Origin of the sequence: Mesorhizobium jarvisii (genome assembly GCF_003601985.1) — a bacterium.
GTDB classification, from domain to species: Bacteria; Pseudomonadota; Alphaproteobacteria; order Rhizobiales; family Rhizobiaceae; genus Mesorhizobium; species Mesorhizobium jarvisii.
Genome location: NZ_QZXA01000009.1, coordinates 315,596 through 336,467, shown reverse-complemented (window position 1 = coordinate 336,467; position 20,872 = coordinate 315,596). Strand labels below are relative to the sequence as shown.

Genomic DNA, 20,872 nt, shown 5'->3' with positions numbered 1-20,872 from the left:
CGAAAATCGCTCAGAGCGACGGGCGTGTCCCGGTGTTCCCATACCATTGCCCCCGAGCCGTTTCATAGGCCAGTCCGGCCCGGAAGACATCGGCGTCGCTATAGGTGCGGCCGACGATCTGGATGCCTGTCGGCACGCCGCTGGCGGCGCGGCCCGACGGTATGGAGAGAACCGGGCAACGGCTCAGCATGTTGAACGGCGTCGTCATCACCCAGCCCAGCGAAGGGTTCACCTCCCTGCCGTTGATCTCCACCCTGTCCCTGGTCTGGTCGAACTCCGCCGGTACCGCGGGCAGCGCGTTTGTCGGGCAGATCAGCACATTATAGGTCTCCAGCAGCGGGCCGAGCGTCTGGTACATCCTCGCCGCCACGTCCAGTGTCGCGACGAAGTCGGTGGCCTTGGACTTTTGCCCGTCCTCGGCAAAGCGCCGGGCATAGCTGGTCATGTCGCTGGCGTGCTCCGCAAGCAGTTGCGACAGCGACGCGCCGAACAGGTGCTCGAGATAGGCCATTCCAGCCTTGAGCACCCCGCCGTCCCAGCCAAGATCGACTTCCTCGACCGTGGCGCCGAGCGAGCGGAACACATCGCAGGCGGCGAGCGTGTTCGTGCGCACGTCGGGGTCGACCTCGAAGGAGCCGAGATCCATCGAAAAGGCAATCTTCCAGCCTTTGATCGGCTTGTAGTCGAGGGGCAGGCGCAGCTTGGGACGCAGCGTGGCGATGTCGAGCGGGCTCGGTCCCGCCATGACGTTCTGCAGCAGGATGGCATCCCTGACGTTTCGCGCCAGCGGCCCGGTGTGGCAGTAGAAATCGAGGTTGAAGGGCGGCTCGTCGGGATTGCGGCCGTAAGGCGGCTTGTAGCCGACGAGACCGCAGGCCGAGGCCGGAATGCGGATCGATCCGGCAATATCCGAACCGGTGGCGATCGATGATGTTCCCGAAGCGAGCGTTGCCGCAGCACCACCCGACGAACCGCCCGGCGTAAAATCGCGATTCCATGGATTGCGGGTGACGCCCCACCGCTTCGACCAGGTGTAGCCCGCGCAGCTGAATTCCGGCGTCGCCGTGCGGGCATGCACGATGCCGCCGGCCTTCATGATGCGCTCGTTCATTGTCGAGGTGTGGCCGCCCACGGCATCCCTGGACAGCAGCGAGCCGTGCGAGGTCGGCTTGCCCTTGATGTAGCTCTCATCCTTGATGCCGATCGGCAGGCCTTCCAGCGCGCCGGTCCTGGCGCCCCTGGCGTATTTCGCCTCGACCCTGGCGGCCAGCTTCATCGCCTCTTCGAAATGCGTGAAGGTGAAGCAGTTGATCGCCGATCTGGTGGCTTCGGCGCGGCGAATCGTGGCCTGCATCAATTCGACGGGCGAGAGTTTCTTCGCCTTGAACAGCCGCAGCGCCTCATGGGCCGGCATGTAGCAGAGGTCGAGATCGGACATCGGAAATCTCCTGCGATCGCGAGACCGCACCTGGCATGGAGGGTGCCGGACCGCGCTGCGGCCCGATGACTGTGGTGGGTTGGTCCGGCGACGCTATTTCTGGAGGTCGGTCCAGATCTTCGTATAGAGCGCCTGCACATCCGATGGACAGGCCGGCATGAACTGGCCCTTGGCGGCAAATTCAGCCGGAACGTCCACTTCCGGCGCCGTCTTCATGTCGTCCGGCATGAAAGCCTCGGACCCCTTGATGCCGTTGGCGTAGCGGGCGAAAGCCGAGATCATCGCGGCATTCTTCGGATCCATGATGAAATTCTGGAACAGCTTGGCGTTCTCGACATTCTTGGCGTCCTTGAGCACGGCGACATTGTCCATCCAGATCGGAAAACCTTCCTTGGGATAGCCGTAGACGATCTTGTCGTTCTGCAGCCGCTGGCGCAGCGAAATGCCGTTCCAGTTGACGCCGGCGGCAATGTCGCCCCTGCCCAGGCCGTCGACGGCCGCGTAGTCGAGCGAGAGCCATTTCGCCTTGGCCTCGACCAGCTTGTCGTGCACCTTCTTCAGTACCTGCATATCGTTGGTGCAATATTTGCCGCCCTCATAGGCGATGGCGAGGAACATGATGTCCCCCATTTCGGGCACGACATTGATCTTGCCGACAAGCTCCGGCGGCGGGTCGAGGAAAATCGCCGAGGTGTTCGGGTCGCCGGAATACACCGACTTGTTCACCGAAATGCCTGTCGTGCCCCACTGCCACGTAACAGTGTATTTGCGGCCCGGATCGAAGGGAACGTCGACCCATCGCGGATCGACATTCTTGAAATTCTCCATCTTGTTGGGTTCGGTCTCCAGGAGCAGGCCTTCGCTGATCCAGACCGGCACGACGCTGGCCGACGGCACGACGATGTCATAGCCGGACGCACCCTGGCGAACCTTGGCCAATGCGGTGTCGTTGGAATCATAGTCGGTGACGGTGACCTTGACCTTGTAGGTCTCCTCGAACTTCTTGATGAGGTCAGGGCTGGTGTAGTTGCCCCAATTGTAGATGTTGAGTTCGCCATCGGCGCGGGCAACACCGGTTGCGGCGAGCAGCGACAGCCCGACGGCCGCCGCGGTCAGTTTCCAGTTCATGCTAGTGCTCCCATTGTTGGGACCGGCCGCGTCGCCGCCTCGGTCCGTCTCCTGCTGATGAACAAGCCTGGCTGTGCCCTTCGGCCCAAGGCGGGCCGGCTGGCTGTCAAAATATTCCCCTTTTCGCGGCCATTCACCGGCGGAATGCCAGCTGGCCGACTTGGTCGTCTGCGTTACGATTATTTATAACTAACTATACAGTCAATATCTTTTCGCGGACATTGCCGCGGCTGGCCCAGTTGTCCTGGACAACGCAGCAAGCTGAGACCGGAATGGCAGGCGGCACGGGTATCTCTTTCGCGCTCGGTATGACCGCCCAGAATTTCGGCATTTCAGGCGTTTGCCGCCGATCTGTCCTCAGTCACAATCCGTCGCCGGTACCACTCGAAGGTGCGCCGGATCCCTTCCTGATAGCCGGTCGTCGCCTCCCATCCGGGAAGAACCTGCCTTACCAGGGTCAAGTCCGGGCAGCGGTTTGTCGGATCCTGCGGAATTGGCGCACGGTGTTCGATGCGGCTGCCAGGAACAAGCGAGCAGACGAATTTCGCGATACCGAGAACCGAAACCTCGCGATTGTTGCCGATGTTCAGGGGTCCTCGGTATGCGATGCTGTCGCGCCAAAAGAAACGTTCCAGGCCATCGACGATATCGTCCACATACCCCCAACTGCGCGATTGGGAGCCGTCGCCATGGACGGTCAGGATTCCCGTGGTCAGGGCTTGGCAGACAAAATTCGAAACGGCGCGGCCGTCATCGATGCGCGTTCGCGGCCCATAGGTGTTGAACAGCCTGACGACGCGCACATCGAGCCCGCTGACGCGTTGCTCTTCGAAAAGCAGCGCCTCGGTGCAGCGCTTGCTCTCGTCATAGGAGGCCCGTGGCCCGGTGCAGTCCACGGATCCCCGGTAGCTCTCCGGTTGCGGCGACATCAGGGGATCGCCATAGACTTCCGAGGTCGAGGCGAAGCAGAAGCGACCGCCGGGCCTGAGCAGCGACAGAAGATTGAGCGCGCCGCCTATATTGGCTTTGATCGTGCGCGCCGGCTCGCGCATGTACCATACGGGCGAAGCCGGTGACGCCAGATGGATGATCTCATCGAAATGCTGGCTGGTCGTGAAGCTTTCGGCATCGGCAATCCGCAAGCTGAGCCGCGGGTCCGAGACATGGGCAATGTTGTCGCGCGATCCGGTCCACAGATTGTCGACGATGACCAGCGTTTCCAGATCCTCACGCAGCAGCAGACGATCGACAAGATGGGAGCCGAGAAAGCCGCAGCCACCAGAAACCAACACGCTGTGCGGCATGCGCGCTCCCCTTCAGAAACACGGCCGGTCAACGCGCCGCAACGCTTGTTTCCCAAAACGACGGGAACAGGATCCTATCCGGATAGGACACGCCTTCTACCAGTGCTTTCGTCGATGCCGCAATTGCAACGATCAAACTTGCGCCAGCCAGGGCTCCGGTCGCCCAAGCATGAAACTGTCGCTCGGGATCGGCCGAGCGTCGGCGGTATCTACAGACGAATGGCGTATTCCGGCGACCTACAGTGCCCGTTGCGGGCAAGGCATTCCGGCGGCATCGCCGCAGCGCGACGCTGTCGGCAGCGGTCTCATGCTCATATTTTCCGACTGGCGCACAAGCTCGGCGAAGACCAGGGCGAAGCTACCCAGCATGACAAAGACGATGATCAGGCGTGCTACCGGCAATATGTCGGCCTCGTCTGGCTGGTGCGTGTCCCCGGAGGAGGCATGCGCACAAAACAAAACTGCCGCAACGTCCTTTTGGCATCCCAAAGGATACAGCGGTGCTGCGGGCGCCCCCACGCCATTCATGCCGGCTAACATGATCGTTCCGCCTTTACGAGACTTTAAGCCCCGCCTTAACCATCACATTCGCTCGTGCCCTGTCATGAAGCGCGATCCGCAGGTTCGGCCGATGCCCGCGCGGCATGCCTAGCGTGCCGGCACAACGGCTCTCTTTGCAGACCTGCCCACCCCGTGCTACCCCGGCGCGGATGCGGCCAGACTGCCGCCGCCAATCGGTCGCGATCGGGGAGCCATGAGCACAGCCGCCAACAGCATCGCCTTCGTCTCGTCCGACACAGCAGACGCCAAGGCGGCGCTGGAAAGTCTGTCGGCGCGCTATGGCCAGTGTTCGGTCGCCGAGGCCGCGGTTGTGGTGGCCCTGGGCGGCGACGGCTTCCTGCTGCAGACCTTGCGCGACACGATGGGAACGGGAAAGAAGGTCTACGGCATGAACCGTGGCACCATCGGGTTCCTGATGAATGAGTACCGTTCCGGAGGGCTCACCGAGCGTATCGCGGCCGCGGTCGCCGAAACCATCCGGCCGCTGGAAATGCTGGCCGTCACCTCGGAAGGCGAAACCGTCTCGGCGCTGGCGATCAACGAGGTTGCGCTGTGGCGGCAATCCTACCAGACGGCCAAGATCCGCATCAGCGTCGATGACCAGATACGGCTCGAGGAACTCAGCTGCGATGGCGTCATGATCGCGACACCGGCCGGATCCACCGCCTACAATCTTTCAGCGCATGGCCCGATTCTGCCGCTCGACGCGCCGCTCCTGGCACTGACGCCGGTCAGCCCGTTTCGCCCGCGCCGCTGGCGTGGCGCATTGCTCTCCAACAAGGCGACCGTGCGCTTCGATATTCTGGAGCCGGAAAAGCGGCCGGTAAACGCCGCGGCGGACCATACGGAGGTCAAGGCGGTGACCTCGGTAACGGTGCGGGAGTCGCCGGCGGCGACGGCAACCTTGCTGTTCGACCCCAATCACTCCTGGAACGAGCGCATCCTTGCTGAGCAGTTCCGTTACTGAGCCGACACAGAGACAAGCGGCCGGATTAAGCATCGCGATTAAGGTTACAGCTTCACAATCGCGCCAATCCCGCCCGTTTCTGTTGACAAATCGCGGACTTGCGCCTAATCGCAATGCCAATCTTGCAAGCGCGTGGCGCTTGCCGCGACGAATAACGTTGCGCCTCCCCGAACCAGCCAAAGACAACAACACTTGTCCTCAGACACCACGATCGCTCAAGAAGCGTTGACCTTTTCAGACCTCGGCCTGTCGCCGAAGGTGCTTTCCGCAGTTACCGATGCCGGCTACACGCAGCCGACACCGATCCAGGCCGGTGCCATCCCGCACGCCTTGCTCGGCAAGGACGTGCTGGGCATAGCCCAGACCGGCACCGGCAAGACAGCCTCCTTCGTGCTGCCGATGCTGACCCGGCTGGAAAAGGGCCGCGCCCGCGCCCGCATGCCGCGCACGCTGATTCTCGAACCGACGCGCGAGCTTGCCGCGCAGGTCGAGGAAAACTTCGTCAAATACGGCAAGAACCACAAGCTCAACATCGCGCTTCTGATCGGCGGCGTGTCGTTCGACGAGCAGGACAAGAAGCTGGAGCGCGGCGCCGACGTGCTGATCGCGACGCCTGGCCGCCTGCTCGACCATCGCGAGCGCGGCAAGCTTCTGCTCAACGGCGTCGAGATCCTCGTCATCGACGAGGCCGACCGGATGCTCGACATGGGCTTCATTCCCGATATCGAGCGCATTTGCGAGATGATCCCGTTCACCCGGCAGACGCTGTTCTTCTCGGCGACCATGCCGCCGGAAATCACCAAGCTGACCGAAAAGTTTCTGCACGCGCCGGTGCGCGTCGAAGTTTCGAAGGCCGCGTCGGCCGCCACCAACATCATCCAGCGGCTGGTCAAATCAGGATCGAAGCCTTGGGACAAGCGCGAGACGTTGCGCAACCTCATCAAGGCCGAAGACGCTGAGTTGAAGAACGCCATCATCTTCTGCAACCGCAAGGTCGAAGTGTCGGAGCTGTTCCGCTCGCTGCTGAAGCATGATTTCGATGCCGGCGCCCTGCATGGCGACATGGACCAGCGCGCCCGCATGCAGATGTTGGCCAATTTCCGTGATGGCAAGCTGCGCTACCTCGTGGCATCGGACGTCGCCGCGCGCGGCCTCGACATCCCCGATGTCAGCCATGTCTTCAACTACGATGTGCCGATCCATGCCGAGGACTATGTCCACCGCATCGGCCGTACCGGCCGTGCCGGTCGCTCCGGCAAGTCCTTCACCATCGCGACGAAGTCCGACACCAAATACATCGACGCCATCGAACGGCTGATCGGCAACAAGATCGAATGGCATGACGGTGACCTGTCGACGGTCGTGGCCAGCGAAGGCGGTGAGGACGATGCTCCGCGCCGTGGCAAAGGCGCGCCGCGTCGCGCCGGCCGCAAGGACGACGATCGCAAGGACAGAGGCGAGCGCAAGAAGGGCGGCGAACGCCGTGCCAGACACACCGGGGAAGACGCCTCGACCGTGGTCGCACAGCAAGAACAGCCCGATGTGGCTGCGACGGCCGTCGCCGATATCGGCGAGCGGCGCGCACGCAAGGAGGCGATCCGTTCGGAAAACACCGAACGCAAATCCTCCGATCGCAACGAACAGCGGGCACCGGAACGCGGTGACACCAGGCCGCAGCGAGACAACAGTCGTCCTGCCCGCCATCGCCACCAGGAAGACAACGACACCACCGTTGGCTTCGGCGACGACATGCCGGCCTTCATGCGCATCGTCGCCAAGGTCTGACTGGGCCAAGCTTGAAATAGCCGCCAAGTGATCGGCAAACGATCAATTGGCCAATTGGCACGTCTTTCGGATATCATCGCGAAGATCGGCAAGGCCGTTGCCTAACAAGGCAGGCAAGATGTGCGGGAACCTTCCTGCATAGGGCACGAGAAATCGAAGATCTATACCTGCCTGCTGAAAGGCATCGCGTGAATAAAGGCTACGTCCGCCTGGAGCATTGATGTAGCGCTGGCCGCCAAGTGCCTGAACGATGGCGATCACGCGGGCTTGTGCACGCAAGGCAGGATCGATGCCGAGGCGGGAGCTGCGTACGACATCCGGTCTGAGCTGAAGCGCATCGGCCGTTAGCCGAAGGCCCTCCTCGAGAAAATCTGTCACGTCGCCAAGGGCCCCGGTCAGGTGGCCGTTGATCTGCTCTGCCGCTGTCGTCCGCGCTTGGCCTGGCAGGCCGAAGACAGCCAGCCGCTTGTCCAAGGTGGTTCGGGCATCGTTCGCCCAGCGCAGGTCCTTTATCAGCGCGTCGAAAGGCATCGGCGCAACCGGCAATGTCAGCCAGTGTCCCGGCGTCATTTCGCAGCGGTGCACCCTTCCCCGGCGCGCGAACTGAACATCGTCGAAAACAACGAAGATGTCGCTCGCGGCCATCAGGCGGAAATAACCCGCATAGGGGAAGAAGTATGGCTGCATGACGGCAATGGTGAGCTTGCCCGTCACTATGTTCCCCCTTCGCCATAGAAGAGGCGAGGCAGACTTCGAACGTGCTGCTGGAAGGCTTGCAGAACCGGAGATGCGAATGACCTGTTGCAGAAAGCGTCGAATTCATCGCGCTTGCGCAGGAAGCTGTGACGGTCGAACTGCTCGCGGCGAAGATAATGCAGCACCCTGATATCAGCCGCGTCGTGCAGCCCGTGAGCCAGCATCTCGTCCGAGTTCGGGCAGTTGTACTCCGGCCCAAGCGGCAAAGGATCGGCTCCAACCGTCAGGATCGCCAATGACAGCGCGATCTGGGCAGAAAAGAAAATGGAGGGCGTATCCTTCAAATAGTCCAACACGCGCGCCGTCAGTGGGCGGATCAATGGTTGAATAGCGGTGAATGCCATCTTGTTGAAGGCGACGAAACCATAGTTGAAATACGGCGGGCAGCCACCGAACGCTTCATCAGGCGACTGGGAATATCGGAAGTTCAGGGGCGTGTCGCCGAAGCCGAATGCCCCAAGAAGTCGGCGCCACGCGGCGTCATTTTCGGCGCCATTTCTCGAGAATGGCGAGAAATGCGCCGGCAGCCCGGCCACAGCAGGACGGTCGGCGTCGCGCATGCTTTGCAGAAGGCCGTCGATAGGCCGCATCAGGCAGGCATCGGCATCGACAAGGATGATGACATCGCCGCTTGGCGGTTCGGCATAGCGGTCGAAGCCCGAGGAAAAGCCCCGATCGCTGACAGCGTGAGGCACGGGACGCCACGTCACCGGGTAGGCCGATGACCATCGATTGACGGCACTGATTTCGCCGAAGTCGGCATGCCCCCCCACGGAGACCAAAATGGGGGCGGTGGCATAGGTGCCGCCGAGACTGGCCAGCGACAAAGCAGCCAGTTTGACGTTTGAAAAAAACTCCTGTTCGGGCAGGATCGGGATGCGAAATTCGAAAGTCATTCGAGCCTGCTCAAGTCAAATCGCGAGTTGCCCAGCCGATGCCGGCCTCGCCAAACCCGTTGCCATTGTAGAACATCACGTCGCCGGAGGGGCGCTGCATGATGCAGCAATAGGCCTGCATCGAGCTGTCGAATTCGCCGGCGGCCGGCGGATTGCTGAAAATCACAGGCTCGGCTCCACCGACGGTTCCGTTCCGGGTGTCCATGCGACGAGAAAACAGTCGGTAAGCTTCTTTGCCGCCAGCGCGAAAGTCCCGCCCGCGCCGGCTGTACCACAGGCGCATGCCGCCAGCCTCATTCGTGATCCAGGGGCGCGTCTGACTGATACCGTCACCAAGGTCGTCAGCGGAGACGGCGATCGATTCCGCTTCCCACACGATGGCGTCTAATGAATCACAGCTGCGCAGGACATATTCAGGCTCCCAAACGCCGTTTACCTGCGCCCAGCCGGTGCCGCTCACATACCACATGCGATAGCCGTACTTGGTCTTTCCGACGAAGGGCGTCGACACGAAATACGGATCTGCCGGACCAATGCCCCGGACCGGACCGGCGAATGCCTTCTTGAAACTCAGCCCGTCATCGCTGATGGCGAGCCCGATGGCGATCTGGAAGCTGACATCGTTGCGTGGATAAACACCCGAATAATAGAGGTGCACGCGCCCACCGATTGTCAGCGCACAAGACGGCCCCAGCCCGGTGCTATCGAAGCTCCCTGGCGGGCCCCACTCCAGGAGTGGATCGAGATGCTCGTCCAACACACGCATGCCGTCTTGCGGGTCGACGTCGACGGCCAGAATGGATGACAGGTTGTCCCTGTTGCGTCCTGCGAAATAGATACGCCAAAGCCGAGGCGAAAGGGCGAGAACCGTTGGGGACTGTGCGTGACTGGCCCACCACCCTCCCGCCTTTACCGACACCAGCAATCCCCGCCGGGTCCATTTCCTCTGATGGTCGGGCATCAGCGGAACTTCATCGACTTGATGCGGGCGCTGGAATAGGGCTTCGGCAGATCCGAGGGATGACGAACCACACTGTTGGGCGGCACATCGCGCCGGATCATGCAACGAGACTCAATGTAGCTTCCCGCGCCGATCGTGATGCCGTTGTCGACGCCGACCTGGCCGCCGATCAGGCTGCACGTACCGATACGGACGCCGCTCGCCAAGCCCACCTGCGACGACACGAAGCAGAAGTCCTCGAGGATGGAGTGATGACCCACATGGCTGCCGCTCCACATGATGATGCCCTCGCCGAGGCGAACAAACGGCTGCAGCGTGCAGTTTTCCAGAATGAAGCAGTTGTCGCCAACCGTCTCCGCCATATTGTGGGTCGAGGGATGGATAAAGCGCGCAAAGCCGTATCCACGCTCCCTGCCCTCCGCGTGCCTATTCCTGCGGAACTCGTTGAGATTCTGGTAGCTGAGCGGACCGAGCAGCTTGACGGCATCAGGCGGGAAGCGCTCCTCAAGCCTTTCCCAGGCGACCACGGGAAGGCCCTTGAACTCGGGTTGCGTGAGGAAGGCTTCGTCGACAGTGAACCCAACGACACGATCCTCGCCGAATCTGTCGAGATAGGCCTTGGCAACTTCGGCGAGCTGCCCTGCCCCGAAAATGACCACATCCGCCATGCCGCCCCCGTGCGCCCTTGCCTTGCATCCCTGGTCTGCTCGTCATCACCGTGGATTGTCCGGCTATGCGGCAGCCTTGTAGACGTAAACAGTGTATTCGTAGAGCCCGTAGTCGGCGCGAATGACGTGATGGCGCGACAATTGACCGACGACAAAGCGGCTGATCTGGTCATAGGGCACGTGAAAGAGATCCTCTCGCTCCCAGTCGACGTGTTTGGACATCAAGTTGAAGGCCATTCCCTTGCGTGCATACGGGAACATTTTTGCCAGCAATCCAGTCATTGCACCGAACATCGTCTCGTAGGCGATGCCGCAGCGCTCGGTGAAGACACCGTTCATGACGATGTAGTCGGCCTCGGGCACAGCTGCCCCGTCCTGCATCACGTCCAGGCAGTCAAACGCCACGCCGGGATACTTGCGCCGGCACAGGTCAACAAACCGCGCCGACAGATCGAGCCCCCGGTAGCGCACCTTGCGATCAGTCTGGCGCAGATAGTCGAGGAAATGACCAGCGCCGCAGCCGAAGTCGAGCAGGTCGACTGAGCCGCGCTCACGCATCACCTCTGCCATCACGCGATAACGCGTCGCTGCCCCTTCGGCATCGGGCCAGTCGACTCCTTTAAATGTGTCTCCGTGTCGCGCAAAACACGCCTCATAATGCGCAACAAGCGCGCTGTACGGATCTATGTCAGTCAATTGTAATATCTCATGGAATTGCCCTATACGTTCGACATGGCCCTGTATATCACGCCATCAACGACATGAAACGATGCGCCCCAGTACCTCTGGTCAGATCGGCCCAACACGATGCACAGTTCGCACATCCCTTCGCCGCGCCGGCTTCGCGTTTGTCTCATCAATCCGCGCTTCCACCCTTCCATCTGGACCCGTGATGAAGTCCTTTCCATTTTACCAGGCAGCAAGCGCAGTTGGATCGTGACGGGCTCGTTGCCGGCGCTGGCGGCCCTTGCTCCGGAGCATTGCGATGTCGTGCTGGTCGACGAGAACGTCGAGGACATCGATTTCGAGCAGCTTGGCGACTTCGACATCGTTGGCGTGACCGGCATGATCGTGCAGCGCGACCGCATGTTCGAGATCCTGGATAGGCTGCGTGATCTTCCGGTCACCGCGGTGGTCGGTGGCCCCTACGTTTCAGTGGCTGAATCGGAGTTCGTCGATCGCTGCGACGTGCGTTTCATCGGCGAAGCCGAGGAGACATGGCCGCGATTCCTTACGGCTTTCGCGCAAGACGGGGTGGTGCAACGGCGTTACGAGCAAGACGCCAAAACCAACATGGAGACCGTGCCGACGCCGCGATATGACCTGCTGAAACCCGGACGCTATATGGTAGCATCGCTGCAGTTTTCGCGCGGATGTCCATTCATGTGCGAATTCTGCGACATCATCACCATTTTCGGTCGCCGCCCGCGTCTCAAGTTACCCGCGCAGATGGTCCTCGAATTCGAGGCGATCGTGAAAGCCGGATTCAGCACCTGCTTCCTGGTCGACGACAATTTTATCGGCAACAAGGCCAAGGCCAAGGAGTTGCTGCGCGTGCTGATCGATTGGCAGCGGGCCAACAACTATCCATTGATCTTCTCCACCGAGGCCAGCATCAATCTGGGCGACGATGAGGAAATGCTCGACCTGATGCGGATGGCCAATTTCCGCCAGGTCTTTGTCGGAATCGAATCGCCTCGCGCCTCGTCATTGGCCGAAACCAGGAAGGTTCAAAACGTTCGCGGCGACTCCATGCTTGAGAAGCTGCAGCGCATCCGCGACAAGGGGCTGGTGATCCACGCCGGCTTCATCGTCGGGTTCGACGCCGACGACGAAGCGATCTTCGACGAGCAGTTTGAATTCATTCAGCAAAGCGGCATCGCGCTGGTGTCGGTGGCCGTCCTGTGTCCAATTCCAACGACGCCACTTTACGATCGGCTGAAGACCGAAGGTCGGCTGGATCTCAGCGACCCACATGTCAGCTTTCATCCCAAGAACATGACGCGCGAAGTCCTCAAGGCCGGCTACGACAGGCTGGTGCGGCGCCTGTACCAGCCGGATGCCTATTTCGATCGCCTGGTGAATGGCTACGTGGGGTCGCCAGGGTTCCGCCGCAGCCGGGCGTCCCAGGCGGCCCTGGCTGGAAGAAAACATTCCAGCCTTAGCCGGCTCGCTGAGTTGGCCGGTGCGGCTCTGATGGCTGCACGCCTTGCTCGAACCATCATTGCCAAGCGAGAGGCGATGTCGCTTGGCAGCGCGTATGTGAGGCACTGGCGCCGTAACCGTCGCCTCTGTGGCCAGGAAGCTATATCCTTTGCCAGCTTCGTATTTCTATGCGCCGATCATTGGCATTTCTATACCGTCTCGCAAAACTCAACCCGGTTCCAGATCGGCAGCAGCCGGCCCGAAACCTTGCGGCCATTGCCGGCCAATGAAGATTTATACCTCAGGATTGCCGACGGCCGTAAAGCTTCATGACAAGCAAATTATGGGATGCCGATCCCGATCCGACGCCTGATGTCCCGGTCGCGCGCCCGCGCCTGCCAACAGCGGACGACATTCTGCCCTATCTGCGCGAGATCGACGCGAACCGCTGGTACAGCAACAACGGTCCGCTGAATCAGCGCTTCCAGGAAGGTCTCAGGGCTCGCATCGCCGTGGGTCATGTCGTGTGCCTGGCAAACGCAACGCTGGGGTTGGCCCTGGCGCTGATGGCGCAGAAACCGGCAAAGGGCAGTCTCTGCATGATGCCGTCCTGGACCTTCGCCGCCAGCGCGCACGCGGCGGTCCTCGCAGGGCTCGTTCCCTGGCTTGTCGACGTCGACCTCGACACCCAGCAATTGTTGCCAGAGGCGGCGATACAACTCCTCAGGCAGGCTCCTGGCAAGGTCGGTGCCGTCATGCCGGTTATGCCGTTCGGCGGCCCGATGGATGCCGCGAACTGGGACCGGTTCAAGAGCGATACCGGTCTTGCCGTGGCAATTGACGCGGCCGCGGCCTTCGACTCGCTGACGCCATCGCGGGTTCCGGCAGTCGTCAGCCTGCATGCCACCAAGGCACTCGGCGTTGGCGAAGGCTGCTTCATTGCGTCCGACGACGGTGCTCTGATCGACGAAATTGTGAAGAAGGCCAATTTTGGTTTTGCAAATTCGCGCGAGGCGGCATCGCCGGCGTTGAATGGCAAGCTCAGTGAGTATGGCGCGGCCGTCGGCCTCGCCGCACTGGACGGTTGGACACTTACACGTGCCGCCTACCAGCGTGTTGCCAGAGGCTATTGCCGCTCGCTTGCTTCGACTTCCGGGGTGAACGTGCAGGATGGATTTGGCGAACGCTGGATATCCTCCACCGTTACCGTTGGCCTGCCGTCGGATTCGATGGAAACGGCACTCAATGTGCTGACGCAAGCCCGAATTGGTGTCCGTCGATGGTGGGGCGGCGGCCTGCATCGGCACACAGCCTTCGAACATTTTCCCAAAGTACCGCTGCCGGTCACCGAGACGCTTGTTGCGACTCAACTGGGCCTGCCTTGCTGGACAGATCTTTCGGATGAAGCAATCTCGCGTATCTGCTCCATTCTCACCGACGCGATGACAGCGGGCTGACGCAATATCTTAAGTGGGCTCACAACACAAAAACGGCCCCACGCGAGGGGCCGTTTTGTGGCCGGACAGATAGTTGGCGACCGCCAGCGCATGGCGCTGCGACAGATCGAAATTGTGCTGGTCGCTGTTGTTCGAATCGGCATGGCCGAACACGTCGACGGTCGTCCGGCGGAACTTCTTCAGGACCGACGCAACGGAATTCAGCGCCGACATGTATTGGCTTGGCCGGCCGCTACATCGGCCCAGGCATCATCTTGGTCGGCTTCTCCAGCATCGGAAAATCGGCCTTGCTGCATTTCACGTTCGGGTTCGTCGGACTGAACATGCCGTTCGGATTGTCCCTGAACAGCCAGGCGTGAAGATCGTAGTGGACGAACTCCCTCGGGATGAGCGGATAGTGTCCTTCCATCGGACCCATGAATTTCTGGCCAAACAGTGTGGGGACTTCCTTGACGTTCGGTGTCAACGGCACCAGCCACTCCACGCCGACCAACTTCAGGCCTTTCTTGGTCGGCTCGTAGATCAGCACGTTGGGCTTCATCGGGTCGAGCTTCTGGCCGACGCTTGGGACGTTGACGAAATGGACGCCCATGGCGCCTTTCGGGTAATCCATCGAGCCCGGTATCTTTTCCCCACTGTAGAAGACGCAGCCGACCGTCGACAGATAGAGGTCGCGGACAGCTGCGGTATAGTCTTCATACTTGGCCAATGATTTCTTCAAGGCTTCGATGTCGGCCTTGTTGGCGTCCTCGGCCTGAGCCGTGGCGAGCCCCAACCACAGACCCGCAATACTGGTCAAAGCGAGGACGCCGCAGCGCCCGAGGCAGGTTGTTCTTGTCATGCATTCCTCCCAGACATTTCATCTGGCCGTGCAAGACCGAGGCGGGAAAATGCTTGTTACGCGGCCAGTTGTACCGCCTCATCCCCTCTGGAACAGCGATGATGCTATTCCTTTCCGTGACTGTAGGAAAGCAGTTATTTAGCTGTTGCTAATTCTTAAGCGCGACAGCTGCAGGGTGCGATGGCCGCTCAAACAAAAACGGCCCCGCATTGGGGCCGTTTTCACATTCGTTGCGGTACAGATCGTCAGGTGAGCGGCGACAATTGGATCTCGACGCGACGGTTCTGCTCGCGGCCGGCGGCCGTCGCGTTGGATGCGATCGGCCGCGTCTTGCCGAAGCCGGTGACGGCGAAGCGGCGCTGATCGACGCCCTGACCGGACAGATAGTTGGCAACCGCCAGTGCGCGGCGCTGCGACAGATCGAAATTGTGCTGGTCGCCGCCGGTCGAATCGGTATGACCGAAAACATCGACCGTGGTCTGCTTGAATTTCTTCAGCACCAGCGCAACCGAGTTCAGCACCGGATAGAAGCCTGGCTTCACCGCATCCTGATCGACATTGAAGGTGATGTCCGACGGCATATTGAGGATGATCTGGTCACCACTGCGAGTGACGCTGACACCGGTACCCTCGAGCTGCCGGCGCAGTTCAGCTTCGTTCTGATCCATGGTGGCGCCGATGGCGCCGCCGGCCAGCGCACCGATGCCAGCGCCGATCAGCGCGTTGCGGCGGTCATTGCCGCCGGCAAGCAGACCGAGGCTGGCACCTGCCAGGGCACCGAGACCAGCACCTGCGGCCGTGTTGGAAATCTTCTGGTCGCCCGTATACGGATCCGTGGTGGTGCAGGCGCTCACGAGCAAGGCCGTCGCCACGGCGACGAGCACGGTCTTCTTCATAGATGGTCCCTCTCCAAGTCGCGCCTTTTTCGACGGCGCCAAATCAGCCCTTCGCGCGACTTGTACCATGAATTGCGGCGAAAAGCGGAACGGGAAAAGCACCCGCGACGGCTTTTCCGGGGATCAGTTACCAGAGATTCTTGCCGTCAATGACCACCACTTCCACCTTGTCGAGATTGAAGTCGTCGAACAGCCGCGAGTTGACGCTGATCTTCGGATTGTCGAAATCCGGCTCGCCGGTCGACCAATCCGGCGTCTCGGTGAACGTGCCGCAGCCGCAGTTGGCGCAAAAACCATGTTTCACGGTTTTCGAGCCCCACTCATAGAAGGAGACGTTTTTCAGAGGCGTGATGAGCTTGAACTGCGAGGGGGTATAATAGGCCCAGAGCGAGCCACGTTTCGAGCAGAACGAGCAGGTGCATTGCGTCACCGTTTCCGGTGCCTCTGAAACCTCGAATGTCGTCGCCTTGCAGTGACAGCTTCCCTTGATGGTCATCAACATCACCTCTCCATTGTCCGCCGCCCATGCGGCAGGGCACCATAAAGAAGCGATCCTGACAACTGTCTGTCAGCAGGCTCTACCCCTGAACAGCAGGCCGCGAACTCAGTAGGACGATGGCGGCACGAACAGGCAGATCGTCTTGCCGGCATCAAGCCCGGCCTCATGCGCGCACCAATGGTATTCGCCGTCCGGCGAATTCTTGATGCGCCTGTCGCTGTAGGCCAGCACCTCCCCGGTGTCCTTGATTACATAGCCTTCCGGACGCTCGCTGATCGAGGTCTGCGACACCTCGTGGCAGTCGTAATTCGCGCAGCAAGCGAACGGATAACTCCAGCCTTGCGGCTTGGCCGCGGTCGGCTTGGCGTCGTGCGCCATGGCCGACGCCGACAGGAGCGCGATCACACACGCCGCGCAAAGGGGAAGGACAAGCTGGCCAACCGACGGAACGGCGATCGCCGATCTGGAACTGGCAGCAAACATGGCAACGCTCCTTTCAAACGAGGTTTCAAGCGTTTCGCTTGCCCGTTCCCGGAACGTGTCTTCCCAGCGGCCAATCGTCAGCAGATATGCCGCGACCGGCCATAAATGCTTTTGTCTCCTCCTGCCGCAAATGGTGAGCCGAAATGTGAGTCGGTGCAAGAAATTGCTGCGTGGAGGCTGCGCCCGTTGCTGGCCGCCCAAGGCCGCAAACGTGCCCTCCATGACCACGGCAGGTTGCCGTGAGCAATGGACCGCTTGGTCCCCAAGAAAGTGCGAGCGGGTGCTATGGTCTAGTGGCGGACCGTGCTAGTCCAGATCCGCCACGGCCTCGCCTGCGCCGCCTTCGATGCGTTGCGACAGCGAGGCTTCCATGAAATCGTCGAGGTCGCCATCGAGCACGCTCGACGGGCTGGTGCTTTCGACGCCGGTGCGCAGATCCTTGACCAGCTGGTAGGGCTGCAGCACGTAGGAACGGATCTGGTGGCCCCAGCCGATGTCGCTCTTCGAGGCTTCGGTGGCGTTGGCGATGGCCTCACGCTTCTTCAGCTCTTCCTCGTAGAGGCGCGAGCGCAGCATCTCCCAGGCCTTCGCCTTGTTCTTGTGCTGCGAACGCTCGGCTTGGCAGGCGACCGCGATGCCGGTGGCGATATGGGTGATGCGCACGGCCGAATCGGTGGTGTTGACGTGCTGGCCGCCGGAACCCGACGAGCGATAGGTGTCGATGCGTACGTCGGATTCGGAAACATCGATCTCGATCGTGTCGTCGATAACGGGATAAACCCAGACGCTGGCGAAGGAGGTATGCCGGCGCGCATTGCTGTCATAGGGCGAAATGCGCACCAGGCGATGGACACCGGATTCGGTCTTCATCCAGCCATAGGCATTGTGGCCCTTGATCAGCAATGTGGCGGACTTGATGCCGGCCTCTTCGCCGTCATGCACTTCCAGCACCTCGACCTTGAAGCGGCGGCGTTCGGCCCAGCGCGTGTACATGCGCAAGAGCATCGAGGCCCAGTCCTGGCTTTCAGTGCCGCCGGCGCCAGCATGGATTTCGAGATAGGTGTCGTTGGCGTCGGCTTCACCCGACAGCAGCGTTTCGACCTGGCGGGCCTTGGCCTCGCCCTGCATCGAACGGATCGCCGCTTCGGCCTCGGCGATGACGCCTTCGTCACCCTCTTCCTCACCGAGCTCGATCAGGGCGATATTGTCTTCCAGCGCCTGGGTCAGGCCCTTGACCGCCGCAATGCCTTCCTCGAGGCCCTGGCGCTCGCGCATCAGCTTCTGCGCTTCCAGCGGTTCGTTCCAGAGGCTGGCGTCCTCGGCCCGCACATTGAGGTATTCAAGCCGCTTTATGGCCTGGTCCCAGTCAAAGATGCCTCCTCAGCAGGGTGATCGCCTGCCTGATCTCGTCGACAATATTCTGCGTTTCCGCGCGCATGGCCTGGTATTTTGTCCTGTTGCTGAAGTGACACTTCGGTCGGCGCGATACATAGGGACGGCGCCGCCATGTGTAAAGCGAAATGGGCCGGCCCCAAGGCCAGCCCAGCGATCCGCATCCGGCCCCGTCAGTAGAGCCCGCCGCCGCCGTCCTGGATGGCCTGGTTGGCCTGCGGCGACAGTGCGCCGCCCGACGCGTTGGAGCCGTCGGCGCCCATGCCGATCACCCAATAGCTGTCGGCGGGACCGGTGCCCGGCTTGAAGGCCTCGATGATGGTGCCGGGATCGCCCGACGCGGCACGCATGCCGGTCTTGCGATTGATGGCGATCAGATTCATGCCGTCCGGAACCTTGAAGTCGACATTGGGCGTGCCGTCCAGCGCCACGCGCATGAAATCCTTGAAGATCGGAGCGGCGAGACCACCACCGGTGGCGCCGTGGCCAAGGCCGCGCGGCGTGTCGTAGCCCATGTAGAGGCCGACCACGAGGTTCGGCGTGAAACCGATGAACCAGGCGTCCTTTTCGTCGTTGGTGGTGCCGGTCTTGCCGGCAATGTGGCGGCCGAGTTCCCCGATAGTGGCGCCGGTGCCGCGCTGGACCACGCCTTCCATCATCGAGGTGATCTGGTAGGCGGTCATCGGATCGAGCACCTGCTCGGAATTGTCGACCAGTTCCGGCTCCGGCTGGTTCTTCCATTCGCTCGCGTTGCAGCCTTCGCAGCCACGCTCATCCTGCTTGAATACTGTCTTGCCGTAGCGGTCCTGGATGCGGTCAATGAGCGAGGGTTTGATCGACTTGCCGCCATTGGCCATGATCGAATAGGCCGAAACCATGCGCATGACGGTGGTCTCGCCGGAGCCCAGCGCCATCGGCAGATACGGCGCCAGATGATCGTAGACGCCGAAGCGCTCGGCATATTCGACGACCAGCTTCATACCCATGTCGTTGGCAAGCCGCACTGTCATCAAATTGCGCGACTTCTCGATGCCGGAGCGCAGGGTTGCCGGCCCGGCGACGGTGCCGTCATAGTTCTTGGGCGTCCAGGTCGTGTTGCCGCTCTGTATGGTGATCGGTCCGTCCATGATCACCGAGGCCGGCGTATAGCCATTGTCGAGCGCCGCCGAATAGACGATCGGCTTGAACGAGGAGCCCGGCTGACGCATCGCCTGGGTGGCACGGTTGAATTCGGACTGCGCATAGGAGAAACCGCCGACCATGGCCAGCACACGGCCGGTGTGCGGATCCATGGCGATCAGGCCGCCTTCCACCTCGGGAACCTGGCGCAGGCTGTAGGTATTGTCGGAGCCTTCGTTCTTCTGCACGAAGATGACGTCGCCAGGCTTGAGCACGTCGGCCGGCGACTTGGCCTTGACCGTCTTGCCGTCGACCATATGGCGCATGGCAAAGCCCATGTCGTCCTTGCTGACGGTGCCTTCGACGCGTTCCTTGACGATGTCGCCCGACGCCTGGCGCGCGGGCTGCAGGCCAATCGAGAGGCCTGATGCGGAGGAGTCGAGCACGACGGCCAGCGACCATTCAGGGACGTCTTCCAATCCCTTGACGGCGCCCAGCGGGACGCCCCAGTCGCCGGACACGTCGATTGACGTCACCGGCCCGCGATAGCCACGCAGCGTATCGTACTTGATCAAGCCGTTCTGCATCGCCTTGCGGGCGATGAGCTGGACTTTCGGATCAAGCGTGGTGCGGACGGACAGGCCGCCTTCGTAGAGCGCGTTCTCGCCGTAACGGGCGATGATCTGGCGGCGCACCTCTTCGGTGAAGTATTCGCCGGCGAACAGATAGGTGCCGGTACGGCGCGGCGTCACGCCGAGCGGCTCGGCCTTGGCCTTGTTGCCTTCCTCACGCGTGACGTAGCCATTTTCGACCATCTGGTCGATGACCCAGTTGCGGCGCTCGATCGCTCGATCGGCATGCTTGAAGGGATGGTAGTTGTTGGGGCCTTTCGGCAGCGACGCCAGGTAGGCGGCCTCGGCCACGGTCAGTTCGTTCACCGACTTGTCGAAATAGGTAAGCGCTGCGCCGGCGACACCATAGGCGCCGAAACCGAAGAAGATTTCGTTGAGGTAGAGCTCGAGGATACGATCCTTGGGATAGGCCTGCTCGATGCGGAAGGCCAGGATCATTTCCTTGATCTTGCGCTCGTAGGTCTGGTCCGCGGTCAACAGGAAGTTCTTGGCCACCTGCTGGGTGATCGTCGAGGCGCCGACCTGGCGCCTGCCCGACCCGAAATTCTGCAAGTTGACGATGATGGCGCGGCCAAGGCCGGTCACGTCGATGCCGGGGTGGTTGTAGAAGTTCTTGTCTTCCGCCGACAGGAAGGCCGCCTTGACGCGATCCGGGATAGCCTGGATCGGCAAATACAAGCGCCGCTCGCGCGCGTATTCGGCCATCAGCGAGCCATCCGAGGCGTGGATGCGCGTGGTCACCGGCGGCTCGTATTTGGCCAGCACCTCGTAGTCGGGCAGATCCTTCGACAGATGGCTGATGTAAATGGCAACGCCCGCCGCGACCAGAAGGGCCAGCGTCGTGCCGATGCCGAAGAAATAGCCAATGAGACGAATCATACCCGCTCCAGTCCTTGGTTCGGGAATTTCCTAAACGAAGCCGCCTTCCACGCAAGCTTTCGAGC

General features: G+C 61.4%; 19 protein-coding genes and 1 pseudogene. 4 read left to right on the top strand and 16 right to left on the bottom strand.

Annotated elements, in window-relative coordinates; all coding sequences use genetic code 11:
• Positions 1–10: 10 nt before the first annotated feature.
• The 4 genes from D3242_RS24015 to D3242_RS24000 all read right to left on the bottom strand — a co-directional run bounded on the left by D3242_RS24015 (position 11) and on the right by D3242_RS24000 (position 4,410).
• On the bottom strand, positions 11–1,438 hold the full coding sequence (locus D3242_RS24015; RefSeq protein ID WP_064982855.1) for an amidase: 1,428 nt from the start codon (positions 1,436–1,438) through the stop codon (positions 11–13).
• 93 nt (positions 1,439–1,531) lie between these two features.
• Positions 1,532–2,566, bottom strand: coding sequence for an extracellular solute-binding protein (locus tag D3242_RS24010; protein ID WP_064982853.1), 1,035 nt, complete (start codon positions 2,564–2,566; stop codon positions 1,532–1,534).
• Between the two features lie 332 nt (positions 2,567–2,898).
• Positions 2,899–3,870 (bottom strand): NAD-dependent epimerase/dehydratase family protein, encoded by a 972-nt coding sequence (locus tag D3242_RS24005; protein WP_064982852.1) that lies wholly within the window; start codon positions 3,868–3,870, stop codon positions 2,899–2,901.
• 237 nt (positions 3,871–4,107) lie between these two features.
• Positions 4,108–4,410, bottom strand: coding sequence for a hypothetical protein (locus D3242_RS24000; protein ID WP_019857929.1), 303 nt, complete (start codon positions 4,408–4,410; stop codon positions 4,108–4,110).
• Positions 4,411–4,624: 214 nt separating this feature from the next.
• Between D3242_RS24000 and D3242_RS23995 the strand changes: the two genes are divergently transcribed.
• Positions 4,625–5,398 (top strand): NAD kinase, encoded by a 774-nt coding sequence (locus D3242_RS23995; protein ID WP_038646582.1) that lies wholly within the window; start codon positions 4,625–4,627, stop codon positions 5,396–5,398.
• Positions 5,399–5,590: 192 nt separating this feature from the next.
• Positions 5,591–7,183, top strand: coding sequence for a DEAD/DEAH box helicase (locus D3242_RS23990; protein ID WP_038646580.1), 1,593 nt, complete (start codon positions 5,591–5,593; stop codon positions 7,181–7,183).
• 42 nt (positions 7,184–7,225) lie between these two features.
• Here D3242_RS23990 and D3242_RS23985 read toward each other — a convergent pair whose 3' ends face one another.
• The 5 genes from D3242_RS23985 to D3242_RS23965 form a co-directional block, all read right to left on the bottom strand.
• A complete protein-coding gene (locus tag D3242_RS23985; RefSeq protein ID WP_081296007.1) occupies positions 7,226–7,897 on the bottom strand; it encodes a WbqC family protein in 672 nt (223 codons plus the stop codon).
• The gene (locus D3242_RS23980) at positions 7,897–8,835 is read right to left on the bottom strand and encodes a hypothetical protein (protein ID WP_064982850.1); all 939 of its coding nucleotides are present in this window, start codon (positions 8,833–8,835) and stop codon (positions 7,897–7,899) included. The genes D3242_RS23985 and D3242_RS23980 overlap by 1 nt, the downstream gene beginning before the upstream one ends.
• Positions 8,836–8,845: 10 nt before the next feature.
• Entirely contained in the window at positions 8,846–9,796 is a 951-nt protein-coding gene (locus D3242_RS23975) for a glycoside hydrolase family 32 protein (RefSeq protein WP_147377477.1), read from the bottom strand.
• Entirely contained in the window at positions 9,796–10,464 is a 669-nt protein-coding gene (locus D3242_RS23970) for an acetyltransferase (RefSeq protein WP_064982849.1), read from the bottom strand. The genes D3242_RS23975 and D3242_RS23970 overlap by 1 nt, the downstream gene beginning before the upstream one ends.
• A gap of 63 nt (positions 10,465–10,527) precedes the next feature.
• A complete protein-coding gene (locus tag D3242_RS23965; protein WP_196774183.1) occupies positions 10,528–11,160 on the bottom strand; it encodes a class I SAM-dependent methyltransferase in 633 nt (210 codons plus the stop codon).
• Positions 11,161–11,271: 111 nt separating this feature from the next.
• On the opposite strand from D3242_RS23965, the gene D3242_RS23960 reads away from it, so the two are divergent.
• Together D3242_RS23960 and D3242_RS23955 are read left to right on the top strand one after the other, a co-directional pair.
• Positions 11,272–12,942 (top strand): B12-binding domain-containing radical SAM protein, encoded by a 1,671-nt coding sequence (locus D3242_RS23960; protein ID WP_081296005.1) that lies wholly within the window; start codon positions 11,272–11,274, stop codon positions 12,940–12,942.
• The gene (locus D3242_RS23955; protein ID WP_019857920.1) at positions 12,939–14,066 is read left to right on the top strand and encodes a DegT/DnrJ/EryC1/StrS family aminotransferase; all 1,128 of its coding nucleotides are present in this window, start codon (positions 12,939–12,941) and stop codon (positions 14,064–14,066) included. Before D3242_RS23960 ends, D3242_RS23955 begins: the two co-directional genes overlap by 4 nt.
• 60 nt (positions 14,067–14,126) lie before the next feature.
• Here the strand turns inward: D3242_RS23955 and D3242_RS23950 are convergent.
• From D3242_RS23950 to D3242_RS23920, 7 genes and pseudogenes are all read right to left on the bottom strand, one after another.
• Positions 14,127–14,282: pseudogene (locus tag D3242_RS23950) on the bottom strand (OmpA family protein); the annotation flags it as partial.
• Positions 14,283–14,298: 16 nt separating this feature from the next.
• On the bottom strand, positions 14,299–14,907 hold the full coding sequence (locus tag D3242_RS23945) for a hypothetical protein (protein ID WP_027046797.1): 609 nt from the start codon (positions 14,905–14,907) through the stop codon (positions 14,299–14,301).
• Between the two features lie 245 nt (positions 14,908–15,152).
• The gene (locus tag D3242_RS23940) at positions 15,153–15,803 is read right to left on the bottom strand and encodes a YiaD family glycine zipper/OmpA-like lipoprotein (protein WP_010909222.1); all 651 of its coding nucleotides are present in this window, start codon (positions 15,801–15,803) and stop codon (positions 15,153–15,155) included.
• Positions 15,804–15,930: 127 nt separating this feature from the next.
• The gene (locus D3242_RS23935) at positions 15,931–16,299 is read right to left on the bottom strand and encodes a GFA family protein (protein WP_032933394.1); all 369 of its coding nucleotides are present in this window, start codon (positions 16,297–16,299) and stop codon (positions 15,931–15,933) included.
• A 108-nt stretch (positions 16,300–16,407) separates the two neighbouring features.
• The gene (locus D3242_RS23930) at positions 16,408–16,785 is read right to left on the bottom strand and encodes a hypothetical protein (RefSeq protein WP_032921071.1); all 378 of its coding nucleotides are present in this window, start codon (positions 16,783–16,785) and stop codon (positions 16,408–16,410) included.
• Between the two features lie 306 nt (positions 16,786–17,091).
• Positions 17,092–18,223 (bottom strand): peptide chain release factor 2 gene (gene prfB, locus D3242_RS23925; RefSeq protein WP_120145525.1). Its coding sequence is split into 2 segments (ribosomal slippage): positions 17,092–18,156 and positions 18,158–18,223, totalling 1,131 coding nucleotides; the frame shifts between segments, so codons are not numbered across the junction.
• 127 nt (positions 18,224–18,350) lie between these two features.
• Positions 18,351–20,807, bottom strand: coding sequence for a penicillin-binding protein 1A (locus D3242_RS23920; RefSeq protein WP_064982845.1), 2,457 nt, complete (start codon positions 20,805–20,807; stop codon positions 18,351–18,353).
• Positions 20,808–20,872 lie beyond the last annotated feature (65 nt).

Coding starts and splice junctions, on each gene's coding strand:
- D3242_RS24010 (WP_064982853.1), bottom strand. CDS start 2,566: ATGAACTGGAAACTGACCGCGGCGGCCGTCGGGCTGTCGCTGCTCGCC.
- D3242_RS23955 (WP_019857920.1), top strand. CDS start 12,939: ATGACAAGCAAATTATGGGATGCCGATCCCGATCCGACGCCTGATGTC.
- D3242_RS23960 (WP_081296005.1), top strand. CDS start 11,272: ATGCACAGTTCGCACATCCCTTCGCCGCGCCGGCTTCGCGTTTGTCTC.
- D3242_RS23920 (WP_064982845.1), bottom strand. CDS start 20,807: ATGATTCGTCTCATTGGCTATTTCTTCGGCATCGGCACGACGCTGGCC.
- D3242_RS24000 (WP_019857929.1), bottom strand. CDS start 4,410: ATGTTAGCCGGCATGAATGGCGTGGGGGCGCCCGCAGCACCGCTGTAT.
- D3242_RS23975 (WP_147377477.1), bottom strand. CDS start 9,796: ATGCCCGACCATCAGAGGAAATGGACCCGGCGGGGATTGCTGGTGTCG.
- D3242_RS23995 (WP_038646582.1), top strand. CDS start 4,625: ATGAGCACAGCCGCCAACAGCATCGCCTTCGTCTCGTCCGACACAGCA.
- D3242_RS23980 (WP_064982850.1), bottom strand. CDS start 8,835: ATGACTTTCGAATTTCGCATCCCGATCCTGCCCGAACAGGAGTTTTTT.
- D3242_RS24015 (WP_064982855.1), bottom strand. CDS start 1,438: ATGTCCGATCTCGACCTCTGCTACATGCCGGCCCATGAGGCGCTGCGG.
- D3242_RS23935 (WP_032933394.1), bottom strand. CDS start 16,299: ATGACCATCAAGGGAAGCTGTCACTGCAAGGCGACGACATTCGAGGTT.
- D3242_RS23945 (WP_027046797.1), bottom strand. CDS start 14,907: ATGACAAGAACAACCTGCCTCGGGCGCTGCGGCGTCCTCGCTTTGACC.
- D3242_RS24005 (WP_064982852.1), bottom strand. CDS start 3,870: ATGCCGCACAGCGTGTTGGTTTCTGGTGGCTGCGGCTTTCTCGGCTCC.
- D3242_RS23970 (WP_064982849.1), bottom strand. CDS start 10,464: ATGGCGGATGTGGTCATTTTCGGGGCAGGGCAGCTCGCCGAAGTTGCC.
- D3242_RS23930 (WP_032921071.1), bottom strand. CDS start 16,785: ATGTTTGCTGCCAGTTCCAGATCGGCGATCGCCGTTCCGTCGGTTGGC.
- D3242_RS23940 (WP_010909222.1), bottom strand. CDS start 15,803: ATGAAGAAGACCGTGCTCGTCGCCGTGGCGACGGCCTTGCTCGTGAGC.